This window comes from Akkermansiaceae bacterium (genome assembly GCA_017798145.1).
Taxonomy (GTDB): domain Bacteria; phylum Verrucomicrobiota; class Verrucomicrobiia; order Verrucomicrobiales; family Akkermansiaceae; genus Luteolibacter.
This window is the reverse complement of the sequence record CP059069.1, coordinates 2,619,968-2,632,528: the sequence shown is the minus strand read 5'-3', so window position 1 is coordinate 2,632,528 and position 12,561 is coordinate 2,619,968. Positions and strand designations below refer to the sequence as shown.

The window sequence follows — 12,561 nt, the reverse complement described above, 5'->3', positions numbered from 1 at the left end:
TGGGGAAGTGTTTGCGCGGATGGAATTCATGGACAAATGGGAGAGGAAGCTCGGGTGGATGTCGTTCCCCGGGTTGCTGAGATACTATGCGCTTTTTCATGTCATGGTTTTCCTGCTGCAGTTTGTGAACCCGCAGATCGGCGAGGTTCTGGACTTTGACAGGCAGAAGATCATGGAAGGCGAGCTATGGCGGGTTTTCACCTTCCTCTTCGCGGACAGCGGCTTCAAGGGGCAGGGCGCATTTGCCATGCTGTTCCTGTTTTTCATGGTGATGATCGCCTTCATGATGAGCGATGCGCTGGAAGGGGCGTGGGGCGTTTTCCGGACGAGCATGTTCCACTTCACCGCATTCGCGGGGCTTCTTGCGGCGAATTTCATCTACGCGAACCCCATGCCCGGCAGCGGGTTCTTCGTCTATTCCTCCGCCTTTTTCGCCTTCGCCACGCTTTTCCCGAGGCACGAGTTCCTCATGTTCCTGATCATCCCGGTGCAGGTGCGGTGGCTCGCGGCACTGTGGGGGGGGCTTCTGGTTGTCGGTGCGCTGGGCCAGCCACTGTATCTCGGATATCTGCTGCTGGCTTTTGCCAACTACATCCTATGGGCTGGCATCCCCGCACTGCGCGGCCAGGCCCGGGTGCTGAAGGCAGCCGGCAGGAAAGGGAAATTCACCAAGGCCGCAGGCGGCGATGATGAGGCGTTCCACCGCTGCGCGAAATGTGACAGGACGGAGATTTCCGATCCGGATCTCGATTTCCGCATGTCTGCGGATGGCAGGGAATACTGCGAGGATCATCTGGCGGATTGAGATTTTGCTTTCCCGGAAGGCTGTCAGTTTGGATAGTCACACATGGTCAAATACATCGCCATCGCAGTGCTGGTGCTCCTGGTTGCAGTGAGCTGGTTCATGTTTTACAAGGCGGGCGATGAGCAGAGATCCTTGGCCAAGCAGATCGACGAGCTGTATGAGGCTGGGGATGAGGAGGAGCAGGTGCCCGCCCTAAGGACGAGGATGGGCGAGATCGAGGGGCAGCGGACGTTCAACGGGATCCTGCTGGCTTTCCTGAGTGCGGGGCTGATCGGGATCGTGTTCGTGACGCAGCTGCTTCCGGCCTTGGCCCAAAAGCTTACCCATGCGGTCTATGACAGCGGGGAGATGGTCGAGCAGGACGCCTTCCACGATGCGCGGGTGTTCATGGCGCGCAGGGGAGTGGGAGAGCGCCATCGAATCATTCCGGGAGGCGGCGGTGCAGGATCCGCTCAACCGGATGCCCTACGTGGAGATCGCGAAAATCCAGAAAGTGCACCTTGAGGATCCCGCTGCGGCGATCACCACCCTGCGCGAGGCGATCGAGGGGCAGGAATGGGAGGAGAAGGACGCGGCATTCCTGATGTTCCGGCTGGCGGAGCTTTACGACGAAGATGCGGGCGACCGCGAGTCGGCGGTGGCGATCATGGAGCAGGTGATGGAGCAGTTTCCCGAGACACGCCACTCGGCGAATGCGCGCACGAAGCTCCACGAGTGGGGCATGGCCTAGCCGCCGATGTCCCGGGTGCTCACGCGCTTGTGGGTGAGGCGGCCGCTGTTCCTGCTGGCCGCTGGGGTGGTTGCAATGCTCTGGCTGGGCACGGTGAGCCCGTGGCTCGGATGGGCGGGCTGCGTGCTGCTGGCCGTGCTGTTGTGGCCGGTGGCAGATTGGAAAACGGCCTTGGGCGCCATGCTCCTGGCAGCCTTCTTTTTCGCGCAACTGCTTTGGAGGGATGCCCGGCGCTCGGCGGATGAGGTCGCGCTCGGCGGGCTCGGATACGCCCATGCGGAGGCGCGCCTCACAGAGGATGCGGTGGCTGGGGAGCGCGGGTGGAGCGGCACCGCAAGGCTGCGGGGCGGGGATTTTCATGGCAGGAAAATCCGCTGGTCGGGCAGCGGCGAAGCTCCTCCCGCCGGAACGGAGCTTTCCGCCGTGGGTGTGTTCGCCCCCTTGGAAGCGGAGAGGAATCCGGGCGTGCCGGACAGCAGCCGACGGCTGCGGGATGAGGGCGTTTGCGCCGTTTTCCGTGCGGACGCGATGCGCAGCCGCCAATGGCTCGGGCCGGTAAGTGCGCGTGCGGCAATGTTCAAAAGATCGTTCCGCAAGGGAATCGTGGCGGGACTCGAGGAGGACGGATTGCCTGCGAAGGTGATTTGCGCGGTGGTGCTCGGCGAGCGCTCGAAGGACTCGCTCGGGCTGGTGCGGGACTTCCGCGAGAGCGGGACGCTGCATGTTTTCACGGTCAGCGGGATGCATGTGATGATGCTGGGCAGCATGGTCTGGTTCGCGCTGAAATGGGCGGGCGCACCGAGGCGTGCTGCGATCCCCGCGATCATCCTCGCGATGTTCGGATACGCATGGCTGACGGGCAACGGCCCGGCCGCGGTGAGGGCGGCTTGGATGGGCGCCGTGTTCCTCGGGGCCTTTGCGCTACGCCGGAGGACGGATCTGCTCAATGCGCTCGGTGTGGTGCTGCTGGTCTCGCTGTTCTTCGATCCGCGAATGATTCGGATGCCGGGGGTGCAGCTTTCCTATGGGGTGGTGGCGGCGATCGGGATCGGCACCGCGGCGGCACGGCGCTGCTTTGCATGGATCGCGGAGGAGGAGGAACTTCTCCCGGCGAGCGAGCTGGGTTTCTTGGCGAGGAAGTGGCTGGGCTTCCGGAGGAAACTCGCGGAGGCGCTCGCCGTTTCCACGGCAGCCTCGGTCGGCTCGACCCCGCTTTCCGCCTTCCACTTCGGCCTCTTCACTCCCGTTTCCGTGATCGCGACGGTTGCCTTGGTGCCTACGGTTTACGCGCTGCTCGGTATCGCGCTGGTCTCCTCGATGGTGCATCCGTTCTGGGAGAAGGGTTCGGTTTTCCTCAACCGGGGAAATGCAAGGGTTGCGCAGGTGTGCGCGGGGACGGCGCGATTTTTCGCAGGGCTGCCGGGCGCATCGGCGTCCATCCGCTCCGCCGATGTCGATACGCTGGTGATCCATGATCTGGGGTACGGTGCTTCGGCGGCGTGTTTCGCCTCCGCAGCGGGCAATGCCGTGCTGATCGATGCGGGCGGGAAATTTTCCCTGGAGCGCGAAGTCGGCCCCTCGCTGATGGGGCTGGGGATGGAGCCGGATTCCGCGATCCTCACCCACACCGACGCCGGACATGTGGTTGCGCCGGGACTGATGCTTGAGATGTTCCCGCTGCGTCAGGTTGCCAGCGGGATGACCCCGGCGCGGGGTTCGGTGGCCGACAAATGGGCGGGCTTTGGCGGGATCGGTTTCCGCGTGCCGGGGCGCGGCGATTTGCTGGACTTCGGCGGCGGGGCGTGGGCGGAGGTGCTGGTCTCGCCGGGGGACGGGCTGGAAGGGTCCCTGGCGGATGACAGGGGGCTCGTGTTCCGCCTGCACTGGAGGGATAGGAAATTCCTCTTCACCGGGGATGCGGGGCGGCGCACCGAGGAATGGCTGTTGGATTCCGGGGCGGATCTGCAGGCGGATGTGATCGTCGCCGGACTGCATGAGAGCGACCTGAGCCTGACCAAGCCGTTTATCGCCGCAGTGAAGCCACAGGCCATCATCGTTCCGAGACCGGCGGGCTGCGCGATGGACAGGCACCGGGCTTTCCAGAAAAGCGCATGGAGCAAGGCGGGGATACGCGTTATCGGCCAAACGGAAACGGGAGGCATCACCGTCACCATCCGGCAGGATGGCGGGATCTTGCTGGAAGGGTTCCTCGACGGCTCGGAAACCTTGATACGCAAGCGTTAGGCTGTCGTAGCGGAGTAAGCGCGTCCCCGGGTTGTGGGTTCGCGTGACGGCAGGTATCCGGCAGTATCTTCCCAAGGGGAAAGGCCTCAGTGCGGCCACCCTCAACCGGCGGCCGCGCAAAAGGCATGACTACAGGACACCGGAGGAGGTTTTCCGCGAATCATCTAACGGTACGCTTCACTCTTGATGCCAAGCCTTGGTTGGCCCAATCAAGGAGCCTGGGCGCCACGAAAGCTGCCAAGCGTAACCCTGTCGGGATTCTATTCTGGAAGCATCCGTTCGATCTGCTCAGGCGAATATCCGAGGAGAGCGAGAGGCTCCTTGTAATAGGTCCCGCCCAGCCACTTGGCGTCGCGGTTGCTTTTGAACGCAGCAATCAGTTCCACTGGGGACATCTGCCCGAGCAACTTCTGCCTGACCAGATCGTTCTCCTTGCCGAACTTCAAATCCGTAGCCCCGATTCTCAAGAGTCGGTTGAGCTGGTCCTGCCGATTCCCGGGAGCGATCTCAAGAACGGATGGCAGCACCTCGGACACCGGCCGCTCCCTGAGCAGGTGCCAGGCGATCTCGAGGTTCCGGTCCGGCGCATCGGCAGGGCCGGCGTCACCCATAAGATAAGCGGCGAAGCCGGCGATCTGGCCATCATCAGCTTGCGCGGCCCAAATGCCAGCCAACGCCCGGAGTGAGCTCTCATTCTTGAACTGCGGCTCATCACGGTCACTCGCCCACTCCCAGACGGCGCCGAAGTCCCTTTGTGCCCACTCTTCGAGGACTGCTTGGGGTTTCTCGTCATTCCCATACAAGTCCAGGGTTTCGGCAAACCGGAAATCGTCTCCGACCTTGACGCGCGAATCATTTCCCGCCGAGGCCCCGGTAAACATCCGGTCGATGCGCACGAACTCTTCCGGACTCAGCGTCTGCATCACCTTCTCAAGCATGATCCGGGGCATGTCGATCTCGCGTCCGTCGGCTGCCCCATACCGTTCCGCAAATGCGACCGCCGCCCGCCAATCGCTTTCCGCGCAGTGGTTGACGATCGCGCTCATCATGACGCCCTCATCCGCCAAGTTGCCGAGGTTGAGCGCCCAGTCGAGGGCCGCCTCCGGCTCGGAGTCGTACCAACTCACCACGATCTTCTTCAGCAGACGCTCTGACTCGGCATCAAGTCCGCCGAACCCGGCCTCGCGCTGTAGGGCTGCCACGAGCTCCGGGTAATCCTCAGTCCCTTCGGAAATCCAGTCCTTGCCGCTGGCACGATGGCGGTCTAGCCGGGCCTCGGCCTGCCTCTTCGCCACGGCGTCACGTCGCAGGGGCGCGGTCACCGCCCGTGGCCGAGCGGAATTCTGAATTGCGGCGGATTCCGGAGGAGCCGGAACATTTTGGGCGGGCTTGACAAGCCAGGCAAAGAGAAACCCGCAGGCGAAAATCAAGAGCGATAACCAGGAAAGAAACTTCATCGACGCAGGGTTGGTGCGATTAGATTGGTCAATTCATTTATTGGCAGAACGTCAAAGTCCACACATCCGCTACCGGGAGCGAGGCTTCGACTCGGGGTTAGGGTTGTAGCTATCGGTAAAATTTTGACTCATGGCGGGTAGCGGATTGTCGTGCGACGTCTTGTTCTGCATTGTGTTTGCTACCTAGCACGTCGAAGCAAGTGGGTGCTGTGAGATGAGATTGATTCAGTTCCGGTTCATTCTCCGCTTGTCGACCGGACGGTCAAACGTCGCCTCCATATATGCATCAACGGCCTTTATCTGGTTCGGTGTGTTGGTTACAGTCACGGCAGGTTCGCTTGGATCGTAAATTACAGATGATCCTTCCGCAAACTCGACGCCATTGGATTCCATTAGACCTTGAATAGAAACCTTCCTCAATCCCACCAGATCCCCTGCTTGGTCTTTGATCCGCTCAGATCCGTAGGTGGGCGGCACTCGATAACGGTAAGTTTGCATGTTCTCGTTGTGAGAGGCGCAAGAAACTAAGGAAATCAGAACGGTCGCTAGTAATGCTATAGTCTTCATGGGAAATTGGATTGTATTTGCAGAGACCCTATGGCTGCCCGTTGAGCACGGCGCAGCATTTCAGATCCATTCTTTATTGGTTTGAAAGGTGGCGTGTCCGGTTCAATCCGTGGGCTATCCCGAGTGAACGGGACCTATCCAACATTCATATGAACAAACAAATGAAAACGAACCCGGACACGCCACGCGCACTCTACATCGGACTCGACGTCCATAAAGAAAAAACATCCATCGCCATCCTCGAAGCGGAGCGCGATGCCGAGCCACGCCCCTACGGCGAGATCGGCACCACCCAGCACGCACTCGAACGCGCCATACGCCGGATCGCCAAAAGCAACGGGCGCAAACTCTCCGACCTCCACGTCTGCTACGAGGCGAGCGGATGCGGGTTCTGGATCGCCCGGCGGCTTTTGCAGATGGGCGTCCGCTGCGAGGTCATCGCCCCTTCCCTCATCCCCACCAAGTCCGGCGACCGGGTCAAGACCGACAAGCGCGACGCCATGAAGCTCGCCAAAAACCTCCGCTCCAACGACCTCGTCCCGGTCAACATCCCCGACAGCGTCGACGAGGCCGTCCGCGACCTTTGCCGCGGCCGCACCGATGCCGTCGATGACCTCCGCCGCGCCAGGGCCAGGCTCCTCGCCCTGCTCCGCCGCCTCGGCTACAAATACGACGGCAAGACCCACTGGAGCCAGGCGCACATGAACTACCTGCGCGGCCTCAGGATGCCCGACAGCGCCCACCACATCGTCCTCGAGGACAACCTCACCCTCATCGACTTCCATGAGAAGCGCGTCGAGAGGATCGAGGCGGAAATGCTCAACCTCCTCGGCGGCTGGCAGCGCAAACCCCTCGTCGACGCACTCATGGCCTTCAAGGGCTTCAAGCTCGTCGCCGCCATGGTCACCGTCTCGGAGATCGGCACGTTCAGCCGTTTCGAACACCCCAAGAAGCTCATGGCCTTCCTCGGGCTCGTGCCCTCGGAAAACTCCAGCGGGGGCAAACAGAGGCAGGGAGGCATCACCAAATGCGGCAACCCCCACGCCCGCTGGCTCCTCATCGAACAGGCCACCCACTACCGCTACCCTCCCAAGGTGAGCGAGCAGCTATCGCGCCGACAGACCGGACAAGCCCGCTGGATCCTCGAGCTTTCATGGAGCACCCAGCTGCGGCTCAGCACCCGCTTCATGTCGCTGGCCAAGCGCAGGCTGCACCACAACAAGATCAAGGTCTCCGTCGCCCGCGAGCTCTGCGCCTTCATCTGGGAGCTTGGCACCAGGATCGAATCCAAGACACCAATCAGGAAAACGTCCAAACCCTCCGCCATGCCCGCCCGCCGCAAGGACCGATAACCGCACCACTCCACCTTCCCTTTTTCAAATCCCCCGGCGTCCCTTGGGGGGGATTTGAAAAATGAAAGTTTCCGTTACCAGGGACATAAGAAACCACAAAAGAAAGAGACATAGCCCGGTCATCTGCGTTGCAGACCGGGATGGGAAGCGCCAGCCGGCCCAATCCTCGATAGACGTTCTGGGTTAGTCCGGCATTGCCGGACGAGCACCCGTGCAGAGACTGAAACAAGGGCCACAAACGTGAATAAAGAAACTGTTGGAAAGGCTCCGAAAGGGGCAGCCCACGAATAGCAGCATACCAAGCACTAGGCGAACCTGCTGATCACAACTGGATCAAACAACGCCATTCCCATCCCGGCCTACAGCACAGAGAAACCGGAAGAAACCTCATCAGATACCATCGATGACATAGAGAAACTTTTGCCCATTGACAAACAGGCAGCCATAGCAACGTCATAGTGGAGGCACCGCCATCCGAGGGCGAGGCAGGAGTACAGAATGGAGGCTCGAAATGAAGCCCCGCTCCAAACAGAAAGCGGGATGGCGGTTGCTCTCCCACGCCTTGTTAGCGTCTCTTTTTCGATTCATCTTCGATGGTCTTCCACATTGCGTCCCAAATAGCATCTCCAGCCTCCGAATCGGATTCCCGCATGGCGTCCATCTTCTGAACGTCGGTCAAATACCTCAGAACCTTCTCCTTAGTGGCGGTATCCTGCTGAATCGAATCAAGCAGGTTGTGAACCTTGGTGGTTATCCACTCGCGTTCGATCCTGTGGGACTCCTCGCTACCAAACCGATGATTAAACGCGGCGAAAAATACCGAAATCTCAGCCAATGTCATTGCGATGTCCTCAACCTCTTGGCGCGCCGCCTCTACCTTGGCCATCTCCACCTTAAGTTCTCTTAGGCTGAATGACTGAATCCTATCAATAAATGCCACCACGAGACCAATGAACGCTGACGAGACTAATAGAAGGACGAACGACAACTCACCTATCAAGCCGGATACAATCAGCCCGGTCGACCCCGCGACACCTATTAATGAAAGGATTATCGCCGCTGCTATTCTTGTTTTTGGTGCTGCCATGCTTTGCTTCCTTCTGCCTCTTGCTATCTGTGCAGAGGCGGTTCATCGAGTGAGAATTTTCTTCGCTAACGTTTGATGTGCGCCCACCGGCGCGATTGAAAGGATGTTGAAATGAAATTGAAAAGCTTATGGCCGGTTGGTGCGCCACGACTTGTTAGGCTCTTTTTTTGATTCGTGCTACAGTCGATTACTTCGATGTAATCTTCTGCTCGTGACTTGATGCGGTGATTCGGATGCGAAAGCAACTTTACTAAGACGGGACGAAGAGTTGCATCAGCAAGATCTGGTGGATCAATCTTCTGAAATGTATCCCAGACCAAGTCATCGTCTCCTTCAAGAAGCAATCGACCGATGATCGCCTGCCTACCAGGAATATCGCGGTCCCTCTTCCAACAAGGATAGGGATCCCTCATGATCCATGCCTTTTGCTCTGCCGAAAACCGATCGTAAATCTCGGTGATTTGATTGAGCCTGTTGTAAGCGGCGAGCGCCATTACTCGCTCACGTAGCGAATCGAGGCTATCCTCTTGCCCAATACCCAGAAGCAGCAGGTCAACCCCTCCGTCTGGCTGGGATTCACGTATCCTGCGAAAGATCCCTCACGAGCGGATGGATGCATTCCTGAAATGAACGCCTCAAGCGAAGGCAAAGCGCGAGGGTGAGGCGACTTCGCGATCTCTGATGCATACCATGAGCATACGTCGGGGTCGTTCGTTCTGATCCCTTTTAGCAGGAGCTCAAGAACCTCGTCGTCCATGTGAACGGCCAGCGCTGTTCCCGCATACCTCCTTACCCAAGGATTCGGGTGCGAAAGATAAGTACCCAAGTAACGACGAGCTTCGACTGGCAATTCAATCAGTGATTGGCGCGCTTGTTTCAGAACTTTGAAGAAGCGAAAGTCATCAGGAGCACTCTCCAAGAGCTTCATGGACTCTTGGACACGCGCTTTCAGAGGGTCTTTTCGGAACAATCCCATTTTCTGCCTAACGTCATAGCAATGGCGGCGCCGACTTGCACGCACAAAATTAATCAGACGGCTTCCTCGGCGTCGCCATCTGCGCCTTGTTCGCTTTTTTCTTTTTGAGCTTCGATGCGCTTCATAGCCTCTTCGATTGAAATCCACTCACGCATCGCGGGATACCTCTCGATCAACCATCCAACTTTGTCATTCTTGATTGGTATGAACGAGTAATGGTAATCCACAGCCCTATAGGCACCATTCTTGACTTTAATTAAAAAGAACCAAATACCTTCCCTTCTCTATTCTGAAGTCGGTTCCAGCTCCCAGCTTGCCTCCGTAAATCGACAACTCATCCGGTGCGGTTCCGAATAGCGTCCGCTCGACTTCCACTGGGGCAACCTTGGTGAAACCAAATTGGTGCCACTCTGATCCCCCATCCTCCAAAAGGATCATCGTTGTCAGCAGGAACATCCTTAGCTTCCGAAATCGTAGCGACAACAACGAGTTCAGCTTGGGAACACGCCTCGGCTTCTTCCAAAATGATAGGGCGCCCGGCCATACAGATCATCGCTAATGCGACGTATGCTATGGATGCTATGATAGGACTCTTCATTTTGTAGCGAACGTCTAAGGAATGGCGGCGCCGGTGTAAACTCACAATTAATCAGACGGCTTCCTCGGCGTCGCCATCTCCGCCTTGTTCGATTTTTTGTCTTCCTCGGGCTTGATGTCTCCTCCGCCCTCCTTGGAAAACAACTCTAGGCCAGCGACAGTGAATTCCTGCTTCTGACTCAAGAACTGCTGGAATTTAGCATCGTCCATTGGCTCAAAATGCCCTCTCGCAATTGTGTCCCCAAGAATCAAGAGGATGTTCTGCTCTGGGTCGGGCGGATCGATCGACTCTCCATTGTGCGTGGCAACTAATCTAACTCCCCTTCTCGCCATCGCTACGAAACCAAATCTTAGCAGCGAACGGAGAAGGCTTCGAACCATCGTAAAAGACTGCATAGGAGACCTTGCCTTCATCGGTTCGGCCATAGCAAACGCCCCAGATTACACCAGCCTTCTCGCAACCAGTTGAGGAGTGATCCATATTGAAGAGATCAAACCCCTTCGCTTCTTCTTCCGCCAACGCGAAAGATGCGCATGCCAACGAAAGCAAAATATATGTGCACGCTTTGAGAATGAATTGGGACTGCATCAGAATTTCTATCGAACGGCATAGGAATGGCGCGCCGGTGTAAAGCTCGAATTTAATCAGACGGATTCCTCGGCGTCGCCATCTCCGCCTTGTTCGGTTTCTTTTTCGGTTATTTTTTTATTTGCTTTCTCCTTAGCTCTCCTTGTCGCCCCTACATAGCAACCCGCGGCGGCTCCGATAGATCCCATAGCAGTAAATACTAGCGGTGGATCTTCCATGCGTAGTTGATCGCTCCAAATAACAAAAAATCGTTACTGGCATTGCTAAAATAACAGGAGCACTCCTCCCGAAAGCAAATGTGACTGCGTAATTTATCGCGCCGTTCACCCAACAGAAAAAGCAAAAAGTAGGCTATTCATAAACTGCGTCAAATCAGAAGCTAGAAATTGCATGAAGGTTAGGTATGTTAGTTGTTGTTAACCAGAAAGTCATCGTCGGTGTTAAGAAATGCGACGTATATCTTACCTACGGTTGCGTTGGTATTTTGAATGACACTGGCGATCTCACCCGCAATCTTTGCAGCCGTGATATCTGGATCTGCAATAGTCGCCACAAGGGTTGTGTCTGGGAGTTCAAGATTAACCCATCTTGGGAAGGCGCTTAGAACATTTAGAGCTTGGAGAGTCGCGTGGGTGTTCCTGAACTCTTCTAGCGCTGACTTCACTCGTGAGTTGTCGCCAGGTTTTGTATTGCGGAGATCATACGAGATGATTGCGGTTTTCATTGTAGTATTTACTTCTTACCGAACGTCTAAGGAATGGCGGCGCCGGGGTCAACTTCCAAAATGATCAGACGGCTTCCTCGGCGTCGCCATCTCCGCCTTGTTCGGTTTCTTCGTTATTGTATAGGAGCAGGCCTTCCTCTCCGTGATCGATGAAATCATCTAGCCAGTAGCCCAAGCTAAGCGCAGAGATAGAACCGTATGTCGTATCGAAAACGATGCCGTCAAACCTGCATCCTGGTGAATGATAGAGTCCGTAAGTTGGAGCTTCAATCAGGCTGTCCGCGAATAAAATGACCCTTGAAGCCGGAAGCTTAATCTCCCTCGCCGAAGGATCAATCATCCTCAGCCAGTTATTGTCGGGTAAAAACTCGTCCTCATCCCTGTAATCGCCGTAACTTGAAATCTTCGCACATGGCCAAAAGTTCCATATCGCCTCATCGGTCTCCTCCGAACAACCGTTATGCTTCGAAAGATAGGTTCTAAGCTCAGTCGGAATCGTGTAGCCGAGCTTCGCCTCTAGATTTGCGATCTGATCTTCAGACGCAGGTGGTGCGAGCTTGCCGCCGAGTTCTGATACTTTATCGGCAAGTGATTTCATTGCATCTTCTTTTCTTACCGAACGTTAAAGGAATACCGCGCCGGTGCGACGCTCAACTTGATCAGACTGCTTCCTCGGCGTCGGTATCTCCGCCTTGTTCGGGTTCTTCATTGTCTTCGGAAGGAGGTGATGCGTGAAAACTACGAAACCGAAATGCGGATATTGTGGTGAAGTGTCAAAATGGGGATACTACAATATGGACGGACAAAAGATCTGCGACGATTGCGGCGACTTCGTGAGGAGTGCTACGCTAGAGCCTAGATCTCGGATCAAGCCCGTGATAGGAACATGCGGCGGAGATGAACGTCCTAAGCAACTCGCGGTCAAACCAAGTCTTCTCGGAAAGGTGCATCACCCAATAAACGATCTGAGAATGAGTGGAGCAAGAATCCAGGTCGATGTCGTAATCAGCGCCATCAGGGTCGAGAACGAGATTCCCGCCTTCTATCTTAGATCTAGGGCTATCTATTCGCGAATTGAACTTATCAAGGAAGTTGTCAGCAAGTTCTTTGGAGTCTGTCATAAGTGGATACGTTGTTTTAGAAATTTCTTATCGAACGTTAAAGGAGAGCCGCGCCGGGAAGGAGGCTCGAAATGATCAGAAAGCTTCCTCGGCGTCGGCTCCTCCGGCTTGTTCTGCATGTTTTTAAATCTAAAAGTCGGTTATCAGACCAGACCTCGCCACACTATCGCGGCGCGGCTCAGGGTTATCTGGATCGTTGTGCCAGTGGGCGCTGTCAACAACGCAAATCCATCCGTGATTCTGATTCTTCAACGGCGAAATCAATCCCTTCGGAGTGCAAGATCCGCAGTACAGAATATCCGAATCAGGATG

General features: G+C 56.7%; 13 protein-coding genes. 5 read left to right on the top strand and 8 right to left on the bottom strand.

The window, feature by feature from the left end:
- Positions 1–28: 28 nt before the first annotated feature.
- Genes HZ994_11260 through HZ994_11245 form a run of 4 tightly spaced genes read left to right on the top strand, consistent with a single transcriptional unit; the run spans position 29 to position 3,779 of the window.
- Positions 29–805 (top strand): hypothetical protein, encoded by a 777-nt coding sequence (locus HZ994_11260; protein QTN32879.1) that lies wholly within the window; start codon positions 29–31, stop codon positions 803–805.
- A gap of 42 nt (positions 806–847) precedes the next feature.
- Positions 848–1,309 carry a hypothetical protein gene (locus HZ994_11255; GenBank protein QTN32878.1) on the top strand — a complete coding sequence of 154 codons (462 nt, stop codon included), beginning with the start codon at positions 848–850 and terminating at the stop codon, positions 1,307–1,309.
- Positions 1,266–1,535, top strand: coding sequence for a tetratricopeptide repeat protein (locus HZ994_11250; protein ID QTN32877.1), 270 nt, complete (start codon positions 1,266–1,268; stop codon positions 1,533–1,535). Before HZ994_11255 ends, HZ994_11250 begins: the two co-directional genes overlap by 44 nt.
- A gap of 15 nt (positions 1,536–1,550) precedes the next feature.
- Complete coding sequence (locus tag HZ994_11245) at positions 1,551–3,779, top strand: ComEC/Rec2 family competence protein (GenBank protein QTN32876.1); 2,229 nt, start codon at positions 1,551–1,553, stop codon at positions 3,777–3,779.
- Between the two features lie 260 nt (positions 3,780–4,039).
- Here the strand turns inward: HZ994_11245 and HZ994_11240 are convergent, their stop codons facing one another.
- Positions 4,040–5,236 carry a hypothetical protein gene (locus tag HZ994_11240; GenBank protein ID QTN32875.1) on the bottom strand — a complete coding sequence of 399 codons (1,197 nt, stop codon included), beginning with the start codon at positions 5,234–5,236 and terminating at the stop codon, positions 4,040–4,042.
- 225 nt (positions 5,237–5,461) lie between these two features.
- On the bottom strand, positions 5,462–5,803 hold the full coding sequence (locus tag HZ994_11235) for a hypothetical protein (GenBank protein ID QTN32874.1): 342 nt from the start codon (positions 5,801–5,803) through the stop codon (positions 5,462–5,464).
- A gap of 161 nt (positions 5,804–5,964) precedes the next feature.
- On the opposite strand from HZ994_11235, the gene HZ994_11230 reads away from it, so the two are divergent.
- A complete protein-coding gene (locus tag HZ994_11230; protein ID QTN32873.1) occupies positions 5,965–7,155 on the top strand; it encodes an IS110 family transposase in 1,191 nt (396 codons plus the stop codon).
- A 565-nt stretch (positions 7,156–7,720) separates the two neighbouring features.
- Here the strand turns inward: HZ994_11230 and HZ994_11225 are convergent.
- The 6 genes from HZ994_11225 to HZ994_11200 all read right to left on the bottom strand — a co-directional run bounded on the left by HZ994_11225 (position 7,721) and on the right by HZ994_11200 (position 11,726).
- Positions 7,721–8,242, bottom strand: coding sequence for a hypothetical protein (locus tag HZ994_11225; GenBank protein ID QTN32872.1), 522 nt, complete (start codon positions 8,240–8,242; stop codon positions 7,721–7,723).
- Positions 8,243–8,307: 65 nt separating this feature from the next.
- Positions 8,308–8,736, bottom strand: coding sequence for a hypothetical protein (locus HZ994_11220; protein QTN32871.1), 429 nt, complete (start codon positions 8,734–8,736; stop codon positions 8,308–8,310).
- Entirely contained in the window at positions 8,736–9,170 is a 435-nt protein-coding gene (locus tag HZ994_11215; protein QTN32870.1) for a HEAT repeat domain-containing protein, read from the bottom strand. Before HZ994_11215 ends, HZ994_11220 begins: the two co-directional genes overlap by 1 nt.
- A 693-nt stretch (positions 9,171–9,863) precedes the next feature.
- Entirely contained in the window at positions 9,864–10,241 is a 378-nt protein-coding gene (locus HZ994_11210; protein ID QTN32869.1) for a hypothetical protein, read from the bottom strand.
- A gap of 569 nt (positions 10,242–10,810) precedes the next feature.
- The gene (locus HZ994_11205; GenBank protein QTN32868.1) at positions 10,811–11,128 is read right to left on the bottom strand and encodes a hypothetical protein; all 318 of its coding nucleotides are present in this window, start codon (positions 11,126–11,128) and stop codon (positions 10,811–10,813) included.
- A gap of 64 nt (positions 11,129–11,192) precedes the next feature.
- Positions 11,193–11,726, bottom strand: a complete 534-nt coding sequence (locus HZ994_11200) for an SMI1/KNR4 family protein (GenBank protein QTN32867.1) — start codon at positions 11,724–11,726, stop codon at positions 11,193–11,195.
- Between the last annotated feature and the right edge of the window lie 835 nt (positions 11,727–12,561).

Excerpts from the sequence above, each read along its gene's own strand:
- HZ994_11260 (QTN32879.1), top strand. The coding sequence starts at position 29 with ATGGACAAATGGGAGAGGAAGCTCGGGTGGATGTCGTTCCCCGGGTTG.
- HZ994_11255 (QTN32878.1), top strand. The coding sequence starts at position 848 with ATGGTCAAATACATCGCCATCGCAGTGCTGGTGCTCCTGGTTGCAGTG.
- HZ994_11250 (QTN32877.1), top strand. The coding sequence starts at position 1,266 with ATGCCCTACGTGGAGATCGCGAAAATCCAGAAAGTGCACCTTGAGGAT.
- HZ994_11240 (QTN32875.1), bottom strand. The coding sequence starts at position 5,236 with ATGAAGTTTCTTTCCTGGTTATCGCTCTTGATTTTCGCCTGCGGGTTT.
- HZ994_11235 (QTN32874.1), bottom strand. The coding sequence starts at position 5,803 with ATGAAGACTATAGCATTACTAGCGACCGTTCTGATTTCCTTAGTTTCT.
- HZ994_11230 (QTN32873.1), top strand. The coding sequence starts at position 5,965 with ATGAAAACGAACCCGGACACGCCACGCGCACTCTACATCGGACTCGAC.
- HZ994_11225 (QTN32872.1), bottom strand. The coding sequence starts at position 8,242 with ATGGCAGCACCAAAAACAAGAATAGCAGCGGCGATAATCCTTTCATTA.
- HZ994_11220 (QTN32871.1), bottom strand. The coding sequence starts at position 8,736 with ATGGCGCTCGCCGCTTACAACAGGCTCAATCAAATCACCGAGATTTAC.
- HZ994_11215 (QTN32870.1), bottom strand. The coding sequence starts at position 9,170 with ATGAAGCTCTTGGAGAGTGCTCCTGATGACTTTCGCTTCTTCAAAGTT.
- HZ994_11210 (QTN32869.1), bottom strand. The coding sequence starts at position 10,241 with ATGGCCGAACCGATGAAGGCAAGGTCTCCTATGCAGTCTTTTACGATG.
- HZ994_11205 (QTN32868.1), bottom strand. The coding sequence starts at position 11,128 with ATGAAAACCGCAATCATCTCGTATGATCTCCGCAATACAAAACCTGGC.
- HZ994_11200 (QTN32867.1), bottom strand. The coding sequence starts at position 11,726 with ATGAAATCACTTGCCGATAAAGTATCAGAACTCGGCGGCAAGCTCGCA.